11 protein-coding genes and 1 tRNA gene are annotated in these 17,515 nt (G+C 36.8%); 4 read left to right on the top strand and 8 right to left on the bottom strand.

Annotated elements, in window-relative coordinates; translation table 11 throughout:
* Positions 1-9: 9 nt before the first annotated feature.
* The 3 genes from ACT9TX_RS14350 to ACT9TX_RS14340 all read right to left on the bottom strand — a co-directional run bounded on the left by ACT9TX_RS14350 (position 10) and on the right by ACT9TX_RS14340 (position 2,504).
* On the bottom strand, positions 10-573 hold the full coding sequence (locus ACT9TX_RS14350; RefSeq protein ID WP_481339259.1) for a hypothetical protein: 564 nt from the start codon (positions 571-573) through the stop codon (positions 10-12).
* A gap of 101 nt (positions 574-674) precedes the next feature.
* The gene (gene murQ, locus ACT9TX_RS14345) at positions 675-1,499 is read right to left on the bottom strand and encodes an N-acetylmuramic acid 6-phosphate etherase (protein WP_481339258.1); all 825 of its coding nucleotides are present in this window, start codon (positions 1,497-1,499) and stop codon (positions 675-677) included.
* A gap of 168 nt (positions 1,500-1,667) precedes the next feature.
* Positions 1,668-2,504 (bottom strand): N-acetylglucosamine kinase, encoded by an 837-nt coding sequence (locus ACT9TX_RS14340; RefSeq protein ID WP_481339257.1) that lies wholly within the window; start codon positions 2,502-2,504, stop codon positions 1,668-1,670.
* A gap of 202 nt (positions 2,505-2,706) precedes the next feature.
* On the opposite strand from ACT9TX_RS14340, the gene ACT9TX_RS14335 reads away from it, so the two are divergent.
* The gene (locus ACT9TX_RS14335; RefSeq protein WP_481339255.1) at positions 2,707-4,296 is read left to right on the top strand and encodes a S41 family peptidase; all 1,590 of its coding nucleotides are present in this window, start codon (positions 2,707-2,709) and stop codon (positions 4,294-4,296) included.
* 342 nt (positions 4,297-4,638) lie between these two features.
* On the opposite strand, the gene ACT9TX_RS14330 is transcribed toward ACT9TX_RS14335, so the two are convergent.
* The 4 genes from ACT9TX_RS14330 to ACT9TX_RS14315 all read right to left on the bottom strand — a co-directional run bounded on the left by ACT9TX_RS14330 (position 4,639) and on the right by ACT9TX_RS14315 (position 9,364).
* Positions 4,639-5,754, bottom strand: coding sequence for an alkaline phosphatase family protein (locus ACT9TX_RS14330; protein WP_481339253.1), 1,116 nt, complete (start codon positions 5,752-5,754; stop codon positions 4,639-4,641).
* 155 nt (positions 5,755-5,909) lie between these two features.
* On the bottom strand, positions 5,910-6,665 hold the full coding sequence (locus ACT9TX_RS14325) for a DUF6261 family protein (protein ID WP_481339251.1): 756 nt from the start codon (positions 6,663-6,665) through the stop codon (positions 5,910-5,912).
* 427 nt (positions 6,666-7,092) lie between these two features.
* A complete protein-coding gene (locus tag ACT9TX_RS14320) occupies positions 7,093-8,748 on the bottom strand; it encodes an FAD-dependent monooxygenase (RefSeq protein WP_481339249.1) in 1,656 nt (551 codons plus the stop codon).
* A complete protein-coding gene (locus ACT9TX_RS14315) occupies positions 8,741-9,364 on the bottom strand; it encodes a TetR/AcrR family transcriptional regulator (protein WP_481339247.1) in 624 nt (207 codons plus the stop codon). The genes ACT9TX_RS14320 and ACT9TX_RS14315 overlap by 8 nt, the downstream gene beginning before the upstream one ends.
* Positions 9,365-9,783: 419 nt before the next feature.
* On the opposite strand from ACT9TX_RS14315, the gene tyrS reads away from it, so the two are divergent.
* From tyrS to ACT9TX_RS14300, 3 genes are all read left to right on the top strand, one after another.
* Positions 9,784-11,067 carry a tyrosine--tRNA ligase gene (gene tyrS / locus ACT9TX_RS14310; RefSeq protein ID WP_481339245.1) on the top strand — a complete coding sequence of 428 codons (1,284 nt, stop codon included), beginning with the start codon at positions 9,784-9,786 and terminating at the stop codon, positions 11,065-11,067.
* A gap of 88 nt (positions 11,068-11,155) precedes the next feature.
* Entirely contained in the window at positions 11,156-11,803 is a 648-nt protein-coding gene (locus ACT9TX_RS14305) for an alpha/beta hydrolase (RefSeq protein ID WP_481339243.1), read from the top strand.
* A 73-nt stretch (positions 11,804-11,876) separates the two neighbouring features.
* Positions 11,877-11,950 (top strand) — tRNA-Gln (locus ACT9TX_RS14300).
* A 120-nt stretch (positions 11,951-12,070) separates the two neighbouring features.
* Here ACT9TX_RS14300 and ACT9TX_RS14295 read toward each other — a convergent pair.
* On the bottom strand, positions 12,071-17,515 hold a 5,445-nt coding region (locus ACT9TX_RS14295; protein ID WP_481339241.1), incomplete at its 5' end, for a beta strand repeat-containing protein.

Raw genomic sequence — 17,515 nt, 5'->3', positions numbered from 1 at the left:
GGCTTGTTTTTAATCCAATCGCTTCATCAGCATATCATCTATTTTTTTGTACAAATGATAAGGCTTAAAAGTACGCCACTCAGGCAAATCCATTAATTCTATGTAGTAGTTTAACTTGCGTTTTTTAAAGTCGTGTTGGCTTTGTTCTGGCATATTGATGGCAACAATCCAGCCATTTTCATCAGTTACATTTTCAAACCATTCTTCATAATAATCTTTATCGCCACTGTGAAAGTTCAGGATATTTTCTGCAATCAATACAAACTTGGTAATGCCTTCCTCACTTAGCTTATCAACTACTTCTCGCTTAAGTTGCATAATATCGTTTTCAATAGCATCGTTCCACTCACCTATCATTTCTATTACTGCAAAATGTAGCTCATAGTCTACATAAATAATACGCAAATACAATGTAGTACTACCAAAATCATCCCACTGTGGATGGATATAATAATTATAAACAGTCTGCGAAAATTCAAACTCACTATGTACCACACCAAAAAAAGGCGATAGTTTATCTTCCTCAGAATTGTATATGTGACGCCAATTAAAAAAGGGTTCTAAATAATGCATTGTCTCAATGTGATAATTTGATAATTAGATGATGTGATAATGAAATGAAAGAAGAAAAATAAATTTAGCTTTTGTCATTATCAGATTATCACATTATCCAATTAGCTAATTGATTTGTATTCATCTACTGCTTTCTTTACTGTACCATGTTTTAATAATAAATCTTTTGCGGTTTCATAGTCATTTAAGCCTAGTTGTTCCATCAACATTTTTACACCTCTATCAACAAGTTTTATATTACTTAGTTGCATGTTCACCATCTTATTATCCTCTACCCTACCAAGTTGTATCATCACACTTGTAGAAATCATGTTCAGCACCAATTTTTGTGCTGTACCACTTTTCATACGTGTGCTACCTGTTACAAATTCTGGCCCTACCACTACTTCTACAGGATAGTCAGCCGCATCGCTTACAGGCGAATTAGGATTACAACTAATACTGCCAGTGATAATACCACGTTTTCTACATTCGTTAAGTGCACTTATTACATAAGGTGTAGTACCACTTGCAGCCAAACCTATCACAACATCTTTATCGTTTACAAAATGTTTTTGCAAATCTGCCCAGCCTTGTTTGGTACTATCTTCTGCAAATTCTACCGCTTGCGTAATGGCTTTTTCGCCACCTGCAATAATACCAATTACCAAACCATAAGGCACACCATAAGTTGGTGGGCATTCGCTAGCATCTACAATACCCAAACGGCCACTTGTGCCTGCACCTATATAAAACAATCTACCGCCACTTAGCATTTTATCGCTTATTGCAGAAGCCAATCTTTCTATTTGAGGAATGGCTTTTTCTACTGCCAATGGCACTGTTTGATCTTCTTTATTTATGTTTAGCAATATCTCTTCTACGCTCATTTTTTCTAAATGATGGTAGTTAGACGATTGTTCTGTTACTTTTATAAATTTTTTCATGCTTTATTACACTAACTGAGATGAATTACACGAATTACTGCAACGAAATTGCAGCAAATTGCACGAAATAAACAAAATATCATCTACTATTTGCAGCAAAATGCAACAATTGTTTACATTGATTAGAATTAGTGTTATTCGTGTAATTATTTTAGGAAATTAGTGACACTAAGAATGAAACTTAATCAAGCCATCCATCGGTTTTTTAAGAATAGTACCTAATTCTAGTTCGTAGGTATTACACAAATCCTTCAATATATCTTTAAAACCAAATGCAACACTACCTACAAAATTGATAGGCTGTGTCCAACTTTCACGGTACTTATAAAGGTGGTTAAAAAAGAAATCGTTCAACCCGTCTTCTATGATATTTTCTATCATGTAATGCCCTCTATTTTCAGCTAAAAAAATGGCATAGCTTGCTAAATATTTATTGGCCAAAGGCTGCTTGTACACACTATCTAAAATCTCATCTTTCGTAACGTTAAAACGCTTGTCAAATCTCGCTTTCAAGTCTTCGTCAAACGTATTGTACAAGTAATATTGTACTACTTTTTTACCCAAATACGAGCCACTACCTTCATCACCAAGTATATAGCCCAAACCAGGGCTGTTTTTCACTATTTTCTTACCATTAAAATAGCAAGAGTTAGAGCCTGTACCTAATATACAAGCAATGCCTTTATTGTTTCCACACAATGCCCTTGCAGCAGCTAGTAAGTCATGTTCAATATGAATAGTCGCATTTGCAAACAACTTACCTAAGGCATTTTTTACAATTTTCACATTAGCATTATTACTTAAACCTGTACCATAAAAGTGAACCACTTCTATCGTTACTTTTTTAAGCTTAGGCAGCAATTCTTTTTGCAATAAAGCCACTATTTGGTCTGAGTTTAAAAAGTAGGGGCTAATGCCTTGCGTACTGATAATTTTCTTTTTCCCATTATCAAGTAAGCACCATTCACATTTGGTAGAACCACTATCTGCTATTAATTGTACCATAATATTGGTTTATAATTTGGAATTTTTCATTTGATATTAATATAGAAGTTTAAATAGTTTAAAAGAAGTTTAGTCGGTTTATCCTGCTTGTAAACCATAAACTGATAAACTATTAAACTTTCAAACCCTAAACTTATAAATGCCTCTCTCTACAAACTTAATATATTCGTGGCTTGTATAGCTAAATGCAAAGGCAATATTTATGGCAAGTAAAAAATTACAGGTGTGGTTACCGCTTTTATTAGCAGTGGTGATGATTGTAGGGATGATGATTGGCTACGAATTGAAAAGCAAAACCAGCGGCAGAAACTTATTTCAACTTTCTAAAAAATCTAGTGTACAAGAAGTGATGGATTTGGTGAAAGCCAAATATGTAGACGACGTAAAATTCGATAGCATTAACCAAGCAGTAATTGAAGACGTACTAGCGCATTTAGATCCACATTCAACCTATATACCTGCCATCGATTTATCAAAGGTAAACGAGCAACTAGCAGGTAACTTTCAAGGCATTGGTGTAGAGTTTCAGCAGTTTGATGATACAGTAAATGTTACCAATGTAATTAAAGATGGACCTAGCGATAAAGCTGGTATTTTGGTAGGCGACAAAATCATCAAAGCCAATGACACAGTGGTTTTAACAGGTAAAAATGCAACACCAGATTTTATTCGTAAGCAACTTCGTGGCGAGGCTGGCTCACCAGTAAACATTACTATTTTACGAGGTAAAGCCATTAAAACAATTACCATAAAGCGTGGCAATATTCCTGTGCCTTCTATCGATGCGGCTTATATCATTGTACCACACACAGGCTACATTCGCATCAATAAATTTGCCGATAGAACCTACGAAGAATTTATGCAAAACCTAGAAAAGCTACAAAAAGATAGCCTTTCGGGTTTAATACTTGACTTGCGTGGCAATGGTGGTGGTCTACTAAGCGAAGCCACAGCCATTGCAGATGAATTTTTAAGCGAAGACAAACTGATTGTGTACACACAAGGCAACAATGTACCTCGATACGAGTACAAGTGCAAGCGTGATGGCTTGTTTGAAAAAGGTAAATTGATAGTATTGGTAGATGAAACAAGTGCTAGCGCTAGCGAAGTATTAAGCGGTGCCTTGCAAGATTGGGACAGAGCAACGGTTGTAGGTCGTAGAACCTTTGGCAAAGGTCTCGTACAGCAGCAATTTGGTCTTAGCGATGGTAGCGCTGTTCGTTTAACCATTGCTCGTTATTATACACCACTTGGCCGCAGCGTACAAAAACCTTACAGCAATAAAAGCAAACACGATTATGAAGCAGAATTATTCAACCGTTTTGAAGATGGTGAAGTGGTAAAAGAAGATTCTACCAAGCAACAAGGTAAAGCTTATAAAACACCAAAAGGCCACATTGTGTATGGTGGCGGTGGCATTACACCAGATGTTTTTATACCTTACGATACGGCTAAATTGCCTACGCCTATCATTAAAATGTACTACAAAAATTCATTGGCAAATTATGCTTACCACTATTTCATAGATAACAAAGCAACTTTAAGTAAATACAGCAATAGCGCAGCTTTCAACCAAAACTTTACAACATCAGATAAAGATTTTCAAGCCATTGCTAGCTATGTGGCTGAAGATACGATTGCTTTAAACACTATCGATGCAAAGTCTAAAGCTGACATCTTACATCGCTTTAAAGCCCTTGTTGCAAGGCAACTTTTTAGAGGTGAAGGCTATTACCAAGCCATCAATGCAAATGATGATGCGATGAAAAAAGCCATAGAATTGCTAAAATAATGTCTATATTAAAAGTTACTGTAGCCCATGCTTTTTAGGTATCCTTGATTATGGCTACGGTACTTACAACTTAACCTCAATGCTATCAAAAACACCAAAGGCAATATCTATGAAACCGCCTTCGCCATAGAAAAATAAGAAGCCCTCTATGTATTTGGCGATGAAGGTGAGAAACTACCAAGCCCCACCATTAAAGGTTTCGATCATTTTGAGAAAGCATTTAACGAAGTTATTTCACACAAAGAAACTAATCATACAAAGGGCGCAAAGTGATTTTATAAACTTAAAAGAAGGTGCGATAGTGTTAAAGCTATCGCATATTTTTTGCTTTTAAACAAGCAACTATCTAGCCGCAACTTGAACATTATTATTAACAGTACTTACAGTGCTTGTACTTTGTGGTAAAGCAATTGGCTTACCCACAGTTGCGGTAGGCTTAAAGGTTTCACCTACAAGCATGGCTACTGTGGCTGCTATTTGGTTTTGATACAACTGCTGCGTTGCTTTTACCTCACCCAAAGGCGCTATTGAAGAGCCTAATACTGCCAACCATATGTCGCCAGAACCTCTAGTAAATAAGCTATGTGTAAACCATGTATCGGGCTTTTTACCACGGCCATGATCGGTAGTAATAATAAAAGTGGTATTGTTTTTATAAAAAGGATTGGTTTGTACATAATACCATAGTTCACCAATCATTTTATCAACCGCATTGGCTTTTTGCAAGTACATATCATACTGGCTTTTGTGGGCATATTCATCTGTTTCGCCAAGGCTTAAGTACACCACTTTAGGGTGATGCATATCTATGTATTGTTTGGCACTCACAAAGGTTAACCAATCGTTTCTGCAATGGTTTTTCTCGGCGGCATTTTGCACATTGTTTATTTGTTGGCTAGCACTATCGTTTTCTGCTAGTGCTTCGTAGCCCCCATTAATAGTAATATTGTTGCGCTGTTCGTTCAATATATAAGGCATCACGTTCCACGAACTAAAGGCCACTACTTTATCGTGGTACTGCGGTGTGTTGTTTAAAAACTCTAAAAAGTTGATGTTTTTGTTGTACACTTTTTTGTTAAGGATAATACTAGGGTCAGTAGTGCCAGTAAAAATTTCGTTGTAGCCTGGATAAGATATTTTGTAGAAATTTTTCACGTTCACCTTATTATCAGCCTCTCTGTTGCCATACAATTGCCCTTTTGCAGCTATCACGTTCCAGAAAAAGGGCATTAGTTTTTGGCGTCTCATGCTTTGGTCTTGGTGCCAAAATAAATCTTTGGTAATGCCAGTATCTTTTACCAATCTGCTAGAATTAATCATTACGCTATCGGCACCATTAAATACTTCTTGCCAGCGAAAACCATCGGTAGTAATTACAAAAATATTTTGCGCTTGCTGCGCATGTAACACAGAACCAACTGCAAGCAATATCAACACTAATAAACTGCTAGTTTTCATGTAAAGGGTTTTGCAAAAGTTGTATCTCAATGTTACCAGTAGACTATGGCAGCATTAAGTTTGTGTTAGTTGTACCAATGATGCTTGGTATAACCACATAAAAAAGGTGCGATAGCTTTTACACTATCGCACCTTATTACTTTTAGCATTTACTACTACCCTGCTGATGGCGGTGTGGGTTTATCTGCTGCTGCTGCTGCAACGCCTTCTCTTTTTGCCAATAAATCGGCAAAGTATTGTCTGCCATTATTTAATACCGCTAAAATATTGGTGTAATAATCTGTGTTCTTTTTGGTTTTAGCCATTACAAATACATAGTCTGCTAGGTTTTTATAGCTGGTTACTAAATTGGTACGTAACAACTTCGTATCGTACACCACCGTGCTTGCAGCATCGGTTGAGCGCTTATCGAATACAGTGGTGAAATTGGTATTGGCTATTTCTAAATTGGTTACGTGCTTATCTATACCTAACAGTTGTGTAAACGGTAAATTGGTAGCGTTGCGCAATTCTTTTATCAAGTTTACAATGCCTAATGTTTCGGCTTCAAAATTTAACTTCTCTAGCCCATCAAAATTGTTCAATACTATCTTCAAGTTTTTATAAGCTATTTTCTCTGCTTCAATATCTGTAAATTCATATACCGATACTGCCCTGCGAATGGTGGTAATTTTCTTATCACGTATATCATCCCGTTCTGCAATCATGGCCGATTCTGCTTTGGCTTTTATTTGTACCAAGGCATCGTTGTACACAGGCGATTGTGTAACAATAGCTTGGCACAGCGCATCAAATTCGGCATCTGTAGTAGTAATAATGCCAGCATTTTTTAAGTCAGTTAAAAACCGTACAATAAACTGACCGATTTCTACATAATGTAGGCGAGAAAGATTGAGCGGATACAACTTCATAACGATGTGTTTTAGTTTTTAAAGATTGCTTTTACGTAAGCTAAAATACTAGTATTCGTTTGAAAAAACAACTAAAAAAGCGCCTTTTATTAAAAAAAAGATACTACCGCTGTATTTGTACAACGAGCAAAAACTTGTCGGCAGCCTGTTGTACAGGTACAATTGCTTCCCGCAGCTTGCAGCAGCCTGTTGTATAGGTACAATTGCTTCCTGCAACTTGCGGCAGACCGTTGTATAGGTACAATTGCTTCCCGCAGCATGCGGCAGCCTGTTGTATAGGTACAATTACTTCCCGCAACTTGCGGCAGCCTGTTGTATAGGTACAACGGGTGGCTGAAAATTGAGAAATGGGGATTTTTTGAGGGGAAAGGTGTACTGCCAAAAATCTTACTTCGATGCCCTACGCCAAATAGACAATGCTTGTTGATTAATCATTATTAAACCATTTTTTTAGATACGTAACAATTTCGTTTGTATTAGATGGGCTACAACGAACAGCAATATAATTATCAGGTCTAACTAATAAAAGAGAAGACTCTTTTATACCATACCTTTTATGAGCAACTTCATCAATATCGTAGTACAAACTTTCAATAGGATATGTAGTTTCGGTTGAACTTGTAATGACTAACTTATCTACCCATTTGTAGTTTGTTTCAAATAAAGTTTTATCAAGGTTGTTTTGGTTGCCATTATCGAATAAAATCAATTTCCATTTTGGTGTGGCTAACTCTTTGAAAAGTGAAACTTCTTTATCAGAAGAGGCTTTAACAATATCTGCGTCTAAAATTCTAAACCCAGCTTTCACACCTTTATGCTTTAAAGTTTCTTTGGTCAGTTCACTATCTTTATAGTTTTGATTTAATTGACTAAATACTTTTGCAAGGTTGTACCAAAATTTATTTAAAAGTGCATTACCAAACTTTTTCAAAAACCATTGATTAAACTTAGGAGCAGGTAGAGTATATTTTAGCGTACTTAACTGTACTTTTTCCATTGCTAATCTCAAACTTCTTCTCTCAGCGTTATAGGTATTTAATAAATCTTTTGAGGCATAACCTTTGATGACATCATTTAACTTCCAAGCCAAATTAAGACCATCTTGAATGCCAATATTAAGTCCTTGCCCACCATTTGGAAGTATTGGATTTGAAGAATCACCAGCTAAAATAATTCTGTTATCTATCATTGATGGTGCAACACCTGTTAAAAGTTCACCGTGGCTTAACCAAATAGGGTTACTAAGGGTTGCAGTATTATCACCAGACATTTTTCTTAATTTAACCTGCATTTCTTCAAGCGTAGGAACCCTGTTCGGAATACTTTCTTTAGGTTCAAAAGCCATTACTTTGGTTATACCATTTGGCAAGTGAATAATTGCACCAAAGCCTATATCATAGTAGAAAAGCCACATTGACTTCATTGTTTTTAGGCGTTTCCACTTTAAAGTTGCATCAACTTGCCAAACATACTTTCCTGTTTTTACTGGTTCAAAATTGCAGTTAGTAAAAGTTCTTGTTGTGCTACGAGGTCCATCGCACCCAACAACGTATTTATACCAATTAATAACTTCTTTTCCATTGGCATCAATAGTGGCTTTTACACCATCATTGTTTTGCTCTAATTTTAATAAACGATGTTTGAAATTTATACTTCCTCCAGCATTTTTAAATTCGCTTGCAAGGTTCGTTTCTATTAAATCTTGACCTAAAAAAACAACATCACTATGTGGACTCTCAGTTAGGTGCATATCACGTGGACTAACATTGATTCCATAGGTATACATCATATAATTGTTCATTTTTCCACCATCTTCATACATAATGTCACTTAGCCCATACACTTCTAATTGCTCTAATGTGCCTTGCATCAGGTTTGTTGCTTTGGTATGTATTGAGGTAGTTTCACTTGCTTCAATAATGGTTAATGAAGTTCCAAGTTTTTGAAGGGCGTTTGCTAAAGCAAGTCCAGTAGGGCCTGCGCCTACTATTAATACATCAGAAGCGTAATTTACCATTTTACTATTTATTAGTTTTGGGAAGCAAAAATAGTAAAGTTTTTCATAAAAATGACTTTTAGTCATTTTTTTTTACACCTCTCACAAAAATATTTATGTAGTTATCAAGTATGTCTTTTTCTGATAAGCTTTCGTGATTGTTTATTAGCCCAGCTTTTACTTTTAAGAGTTGCATTATCCCAACCGTCATTCCCCACATACTAAAAGATAAAATCGTTGGTTCAATTTCATTGTCAATACTACCATCTATCTGACCTTTGTTTATTATAGTAATTACTAGCCCTGAGATTTTACCTATAACAGAAGCCATTTCTTCAGTTTCAGTTTGCCTTTCGTTTATTTCATAAAATGAAACTAGTTCGTAGTAAAGTGCATTCTTTTTTAAAAAATCATAATTTGCAAGTATAATTGCTTTGAGTTGATCGATTGGATTATCAACTTTTGAAACTGCTTCTTCGAAAGCTTCTAGTAATAAAACTCTAGCCTTTAAAGCTAATGCAGCAAAAATGTCTTCTTTGCTTTTGAAATAAAGATATAAAGTACCTTTTGCTAAATTTGATATTAAGGCTACTTCGTCCATATTTAAAGCGTAAAGCCCTTTTTCTTTCATTAACTTTTCTGCAACCTCTAGAATCAGATTATATTTTTCTTGTTTTTTTGTTATTGATTTTATCCCCGCCATATTCTTTACGATAATTTATAAATCCAAAAGCGAAAGTAGTAACAATTCAATCTATTTTCACCTTTGTTGGTATGTAGGGCTGGCAAATGTGCGCAAGCATACCAATTACATACATCTTTGCTGTTGGTCAAAGACACAACAGCGGCTATGCTAGTAAACGTTTAATACTCGTTAGATGCTTCCTTCGTCAGCATGACAAATGTTGCGTCCTTCGTCTTCTTTGTTCCTTTGTGAGAAACCCTACGCTACCATAAAAGCCCCATAACGCACAGAACGTAGAAGTGTGCGACGCAACAACAGCCTCATAGTAGTACAAAAGCTGGTTACATAAAAACTACCACACACATCAGCTACAATCAGTAAAATCTCCGTCATCAGCGTTCCCGTCCTATCCTTACTTTTGCCACAAATTTTTTGTAATGACTTTTATAGAAGAACTACGTTGGAGGGGCATGATTCAGGATATTATGCCGGGTACAGAAGAACAATTGGCGAAGGAAATGACGAGTGCCTATATTGGCTTTGACCCTACGAGTGATAGCTTGCACATCGGTAGTTTGGTGCCTATTTTATTGCTGGTGCATTTGCAAAAAGCTGGGCATAAACCGTATGCATTGGTAGGCGGCGCTACTGGTATGATAGGTGACCCTAGCGGTAAAAGTGAAGAACGTAATTTATTGAGTACAGAGGTTTTGGCGCATAATCAGGCGGGCATTAAAAAGCAATTGGAACGCTTTTTAAACTTTGACGATAGCTTGCCTAACAAGGCTGAAATGGTGAACAACTACGATTGGTTTAAAGAAATTTCGTTTTTAGAATTTATACGAGACGCTGGCAAGCACATTACTGTGAACTACATGATGGCTAAAGATAGCGTGAAGAAGCGCCTTGAAGGCGATAGCGGTATGAGCTTTACCGAATTTACGTATCAGCTAATACAGGGTTACGACTTTTACTGGCTGTACCAAAACAAAAACTGTAAGCTACAAATGGGCGGTAGCGACCAATGGGGCAACATAACCACAGGTACAGAATTGATACGCAGAAAAGCAGGTGGCGAGGCATTTGCATTTACTTGTCCGCTAGTAAAAAAAGCCGATGGCGGTAAGTTTGGCAAAAGCGAGAAAGGCAATGTGTGGTTAGACGCGAATAAAACAAGCCCTTATCAGTTTTATCAGTTTTGGCTAAACGCAAGCGATGAAGATGCTAAGAACTGGATAAAACTATTTACGTTACTTGACAGAGCAACCATAGAAGAATTAACCGCACAGCATGAAGCAGCACCACACTTGCGTGTATTGCAAAAAACATTGGCTGAGCAATTGACCGTGTTTGTGCATAGCAGAGCTGATTATGACTTTGCCGTAAAAGCGAGTGAGATTTTGTTTAACAACGATACTGCTGAAATATTACAACAGCTAAATGAAACGCAGTTACTACAAGTAATGGATGGTGTGCCTACTGTGAACATTAGCAAAGAGCAGATAGAAGCAGGGTATGATTTTGTGAGCTTTTTAGCAGAATCGGCGGTTTTTCCTAGTAAAGGCGAAGCCAAGAAAATGTTGCAGGCTGGTGGCTTGAGTATTAATAAAGTGAAAGTGAATAGTGAAAAGTCAATAGTGAATAGCGAAGATTTATTGCAGGGGAAATTTATCTTACTACAGAAAGGAAGAAGAAATTATTATTTGGTAGTGGTGGGGTAGATTATTCTCTCGCAGATATCGCAGAAAAGCGCAGATTAAATTGTTTCAGCGTAAATCTGCGATATCTGCGAGACATAAAACCATAAGCATGCAGAAAGTCTATTTTATATCTGGTTTAGGTGCTGATGAAAGGGCTTTCTCTTTTCTGGATTTGTCTTTTTGTGAGCCAGTATTTATTCAGTGGCTTGAGCCGAAGGTGAAAGAATCGCTAGAGGATTATGCGATGCGCATGAAAGCTACTATCACAGAACCTTCGCCAATAGTAGTGGGCTTGTCATTTGGTGGTATGCTAGCAACAGAAATAGCAAAAGCTGATAGCAGCGCTAGGGTGATTATTATTTCGAGTAATAAAACCACTAGAGAGTTTCCTTTTTGGCTAAAAATAGGCATCTACTTCCCTATTTACAAATGGATGCCAGACAGCGTATTTACAACTACCAAGCTTGGTATCTATTGGTTTATGGGCGCTAAAACAGCTGAAGAAAAAGCTGCAGTAAAAGCAATTGTAAGCGATGCAAAAGTGGACTTTTACAAATGGGCCATTTATGCCATTTTAAACTGGAAAAACAAAATAGTACCTAAGAATGTCTATCATATTCATGGTACAAGCGATAAAGTGTTGCCTTTTTGGTTAACAAAAAAGGTAGATGTGCGACTAACGACAGGCGAACACTTGATGATAATGAATAAAGCGGTCGAAATAAGTGCGCTTCTTTCAAAAAAAATTTTAGAATAGAGCAATTTTTTTTTGGAACATGATAAGGTCAGCCTTATTTTTGCACCCCGATTAGAAATAATCACATACGGATTGGGTTATTGTGTAATGGTAGCACTACAGTTTTTGGTTCTGTCTGTCTAGGTTCGAATCCTGGTAACCCAACCAAAAGGTCATCGAAAGATGGCCTTTTTTGTTGCCCATAACTACCTAACATAAAAGAGGCGTTGACAAAAATTTGTCAACGCCTTTTACCTTTTATCCTATCCTACCTTATCTAAAACCTATCTATTGTTTTAATATTGTTTTACTACCTAAGAAGCCATTTTGTGCATCTGACACATGTATTACATAACTACCAGGTTGTAGGTTTCTAAAGTCGAACATCGCACTTAAATTAGTACCAACTGAAACAGGAAGCACTTGTTGTGTTTGAATAATTCTACCATTTAAATCCATCAACTTAATAGTAGTTACTGTTGTAGAAGCTGCTCTATAGCTTACCTGAACCGTATTAACCACAGGGTTAGGATATACACTTACGTTAGCAACACCTACTTCATTAATTACCTGAGAAACAGAATCTTTACAAGTACCAATACCGCTAACTACTAGCTTCACAGTATAAGTACCTTGAATATAAGTTAGGGTAGGATTAACCAATGTAGAAGTGGTACCATTACCCAAATCCCACATGTACGACATATTACCTGCTGCCAATGTACTTGCACTAATAAAGGTTTTGCCTGCGCCATTACCAGTATTGCTTAGTACAGAGAAATTAGCTACTGGCTTAGCACCTATTACAATGTGCTTAGCAGTTGCATTGCTTTCACAGCCATTTGCATCTATTACTTTAAGATGTACATCATGTTCACCATAAGTAGCAAATGCTTTTGTAAGGTCTTTAGTAGTAGCAGTGCTGCCTTCACTTATTTGCCATAAGTATGTATATGGTGCAATACCGCCAGTTGTGGTATTGGTAAATACAAACTGATTACCAGTAATACATTGCTGTGCATTATTTACAGTAAAACTAGCCTGTACTGTACAAGGAATAATAGCTGGTGTAACTGTTACATTAGTTGTTTTACTTACAATATTGCTACAAGCATCTGTTACGGTGTAAGTAATTCCTGTAGTACCAGCACTTATACCAGAAACCAAACCAGTATTTGCATTTACAGTAGCTATAGAAGTATTTGAACTTGACCATTTACCACCAATAACGCTATTGCTCAATAAACTCGTTGTACCAGCACTTAAGCTAGTATTACCGCTAATTGATGGTAGTGTTATTGGTAAACTATTTACAGTTAACACCAATGTAGCTGTGCTATCGCAACCTACTGCATTGGTTAAATGCGCTACATAAGTGCCAGCTGTTGTGTAAGCTGTACCATTGAATATGTAACTATTACCAGCGCATATACTTGCATTAGTGGTAGAGCTTGTAGGCTGTTTAACAGACAATATCAAAGTAGCTATACTATCGCAACCTACTGCATTAGTCAAAGTCTTAGTGTAAGTGCCAGCAGCTGTATAAACTGTACCATTGAAAGTATATGAACCACCTGCACAAATACTTGCATTTGTAGTAGAAGCGCTTGTAGCTTTTACAGTTAAAACCAAAGTTGCAGTGCTATCGCAACCAGCAGCGTTGGTTAAATGCGCTACATAAGTACCTGCGGTTGTATAAGTAGTACCATTGAAGCTATAGTTATTACCTGCACATATACTTGCTGTAGTGGTAGAACTTGTAGGCCGTTTAACAGACAATACCAACGTTGCTGTACTATCACAACCAGCTGCATTGGTTAAATGAGCTACATAAGTACCTGCGGCTGTGTATGCAGTACCGTTGAAGGTGTAACTATTACCTGCACATATACTTGCTGTAGTTGTAGAATTTGTAGGCACACATGCTTGTGATACCAATATAATTTTACTAACACTTGCATTACCACAGCTATTTGTAACCGTGTATGTAATGGTTGCAGAACCAGAAGCAACACCAGTTACTAAGCCATTTGCACTAACTGTTGCAATTGCTGTATTTGAACTTAACCAAACACCACCTGTAGTTGTACTTGACAATGTAGTAGTACCACCAGTTGAAATACTGTTATTACCAGTAATAGCTTGTGGCTGAGTTGGTACAGCATTTACAGTAACAATTTTAGTAATGCTATCAGTACCACAAGTATTAGAAACGATTAGCTTAACATTATATACACCTGCTTGTGTGAAAGTGTGTGACGCATTCGCTGAGTTAGCCGTAGTTCCATCACCAAACTTCCAGCTGTAAGCTAAAGCTGTACCAGAAGCACTGTTGCTAAAGATAAAATTATTACCAACTAAACATTGAGTATTTGTATTAATAGTAAAGTTTGCTAAAGGTGCTAAACAATTACTATTTGTAGCCAAAACCGTTATAGGCATACTAACAGAAGTTGTACCACATGTATTTGCCACAGTGTAAGTGATAACTGTGTTTCCAGCTGTTATACCTGTTACAATACCGTAATTATTGATAGTTGCAACAGTAGTATTAGCACTAGACCACACACCACCAGTTGTAGTATTACTTAATCCAATTACACCACCAAGTGCCACACTTGTAGGGCCAGTAATTGCTGAAGGTGTTGCTGGTGCACCATTTACAGTGATAGTTTTTGTTACAGTATTGGTACCGCAAGTATTGGTTGCAGTTAAAGTAACATTGTATGTTCCAGTATTGGTAAATGTGTGTTGCTCATTAAGGTTGTTAGATGTAGCAGTACCATCACCAAAGTTCCAAGTGTAAGTATTATTGTTACCTGTAGATGTATTGGCAAATACGAAACTATTACCACTTAAACACTGTGCAATATTATTTACAGAGAAATTGGCTAATGGGCCAGTGCAATAGTTATTGCTGCTATCTACTGTAATCACTTTTGTAATAGTATCGCTACAGCCAAAGTTGCCAGTTACTACCAAAGTAACAGTGTATGTACCTGGTGAATAGGTTGTCATTGGATTGATTAATGTAGACGTAGTGCCATTACCAAGATTCCAACTATAATTCATCCAACCACCACTTATAGTAGATGTACTTACGAAAGTAAAGCCATCACCATTACCAGAATGTGTGTAGATATCGAAAGAAGCTTTTGGTTTTGCGCCAATGTATATCTGTACGGTTGATGCATGTGCTTCACAGCCTCTACTATCTTTCACAATGAAGGTCACATCATGCTCACCAGCTGTTGCGTATGTATGTGTTACATCTTTAGTGTTAGCATAATTACCATCATTCAAATCCCATAGATAAGTAAATGGTGCAGTACCACTAGTAAAGTTACCAGTGAATTGGTATTGGTTATTAGTAACACATTGAGACAACTGATTAACACCAATAGTTGCTGTCATATTACAATTTGGCGAAGCCACATATTTATAACCTGCACCAACAGTAGTGTTATTTAAACTTAAGCCACTACCTGTGGTGTTAATAGCAATTACTGGGCTAAAGCCAGTTGCAGGATCTGCAACACTATTGTTATTAGTATTCGTTGATAAATTTTGAGTTGTCAACGCACCATCTTGTGCAACTAATGGGAACTTCACTTTGTAGTTACCATTTTCTGGAATTATAAAATTGTAGTAACCAGGTTTACCATTGTAAGTAGCAGTTGTAGTTGTTTGTGCCAATACGTAGTTACCGTTGGTATCTTCTTTATACAACTCAATCACCACATTATTAATACCATTTGTGGTAGACTCGTTATTAATGCCATCTTCATTGGTATCTACCCAAACATAGCTACTGATATTACCATTAGGTAGTACAGATACTTTCATCGTATCTGAACATGCACCGTTAATAAATAGATATTCGTAAGTACCAATTGCGGTGAAATTTTTAACTTCTGTAGTAGCATTTGCAGCATCTACAATTACTGAAGAGCCAACATTTGTTGTATTTGCTAGCCAAATACCAGCACCTACACCACCAAGTGTGACAGAAGCGTTACCATTATTATAACCAACAATTTTATCTACACCAGCATTTGGTTTTGGTAAAACAGTTAATACCAAAGTTGCAATACTATCGCAGCCTAAACCTGAAGCCAAATAAGCATTGTAAGTACCAGAAGTAGTGTAAGTAACACCGTTAAATAAATAACTATTACCGCCACAAATAGTTGCATTTGTAGTAGATGTTAAAGCAGCTTTTACTGTCAAAACCAATGTTGCAGCACTATCACAACCGCTAACATTTGTTAAATGAGCCGTTTGAGAACCAGCACCTGTAAATGTCAAGCCATTCCAAATATATGGTAAAGCACTTGGGCAAATGCTCATGGTTGTAGTAGATGCTGTAGCTGCACCACCCACCAATACTAATGTTGCTGCACTATCACAACCAACATAGTTTGTTAAATGTGCAACGTAAGTACCAGGTGTATTATAAGTAACACCATTAAATGAGTAAGTACTACCAGCACACAATATAGCTGTCGTTGTAGAAGCACTTGTCGCTTTTACAGTTAAGTTTAATGTCGCAACTGAATCACAACCTACTGCATTAACTAATGTCTTAGTATAAGTACCTGCTGTGGTGTAAACTGTACCATTGAATGTATATGAACCACCTGCACAAATACTTGCATTTGTTGTAGAAGCACTTGTCGCTTTTACTGTCAAGTTTAATGTCGCTATTGAATCACAACCTACTGCGTTAACTAAAGTTTTTGTGTAAGTACCAGCTGCATTTAAAGTCAAGCCATTCCAACTATATGGTAGTGCACTTGGGCAAATGCTGGTATTTGTTGTTGAAGCGCTTGTAGCTTTTACAGTTAATACTAAGGTCGCAACTGAATCACAACCTACTGCATTAACTAAAGTTTTGGTGTATGTACCAGCTGCATTTAATGTCAAGCCGTTCCAACTATATGGCAATACACTTGGGCAAATGCTTGTATTCATTGTAGAAGCACTTGTAGCTTTTACAGTTAATACTAAGGTCGCAACTGAATCACAACCTACTGCATTTACTAAAGTTTTGGTGTATGTACCAGCAGTTGTGTAAACTGTACCATTAAAAGTATATGAACCACCAGTACAGATGCTTGCATTTGTAGTTGAAGCACTTGTCGCTTTTACAGTCAAGTTTAACGTTGCTATCGAATCGCAACCTACTGCATTCACTAATGTCTTTGTATAAGTACCAGCTGCATTTAATATTAAGCCGTTCCAACTATATGGTAATGCACTTGGGCAAATGCTGGTATTTGTTGTAGAAGCGCTTGTAGATTTTACTGTTAAGTTTAAAGTAGCGATTGAATCACAACCAACCGCATTAACTAAAGTTTTTGTGTATGTACCAGCTGCATTTAGTGTCAAGCCGTTCCAACTATATGGTAATGCGCTTGGGCAAATGCTAATATTTGTTGTAGATGCGCTTGTAGCTTTTACAGTTAAGTTTAAAGTAGCGATTGAATCACAACCAACCGCATTAACTAAAGTTTTTGTGTATGTACCTGCTGTATTTATTGTTAAGCCGTTCCAACTGTATGGTAATGCACTTGGACAAATGCTGGTATTCGTTGTAGAAGCACTTGTAGCTTTTACTATTAATACTAAAGTTGCAACTGAATCACAACCCACTGCATTAACTAGAGTTTTTGTGTATGTACCTGCTGTGGTGTAAACTGTACCATTGAATGTATATGAACCACCTGCACA

The organism is Parasediminibacterium sp. HNIBRBA5674, assembly GCF_056745525.1.
This window is presented reverse-complemented; position numbering and strand designations above follow the sequence as displayed.

Coding starts and splice junctions, on each gene's coding strand:
- murQ (WP_481339258.1), bottom strand. CDS start 1,499: ATGAAAAAATTTATAAAAGTAACAGAACAATCGTCTAACTACCATCAT.
- ACT9TX_RS14305 (WP_481339243.1), top strand. CDS start 11,156: ATGCAGAAAGTCTATTTTATATCTGGTTTAGGTGCTGATGAAAGGGCT.
- ACT9TX_RS14330 (WP_481339253.1), bottom strand. CDS start 5,754: ATGAAAACTAGCAGTTTATTAGTGTTGATATTGCTTGCAGTTGGTTCT.
- ACT9TX_RS14335 (WP_481339255.1), top strand. CDS start 2,707: ATGGCAAGTAAAAAATTACAGGTGTGGTTACCGCTTTTATTAGCAGTG.
- ACT9TX_RS14315 (WP_481339247.1), bottom strand. CDS start 9,364: ATGGCGGGGATAAAATCAATAACAAAAAAACAAGAAAAATATAATCTG.
- ACT9TX_RS14320 (WP_481339249.1), bottom strand. CDS start 8,748: ATGACTAAAAGTCATTTTTATGAAAAACTTTACTATTTTTGCTTCCCA.
- ACT9TX_RS14325 (WP_481339251.1), bottom strand. CDS start 6,665: ATGAAGTTGTATCCGCTCAATCTTTCTCGCCTACATTATGTAGAAATC.
- ACT9TX_RS14350 (WP_481339259.1), bottom strand. CDS start 573: ATGCATTATTTAGAACCCTTTTTTAATTGGCGTCACATATACAATTCT.
- tyrS (WP_481339245.1), top strand. CDS start 9,784: ATGACTTTTATAGAAGAACTACGTTGGAGGGGCATGATTCAGGATATT.
- ACT9TX_RS14340 (WP_481339257.1), bottom strand. CDS start 2,504: ATGGTACAATTAATAGCAGATAGTGGTTCTACCAAATGTGAATGGTGC.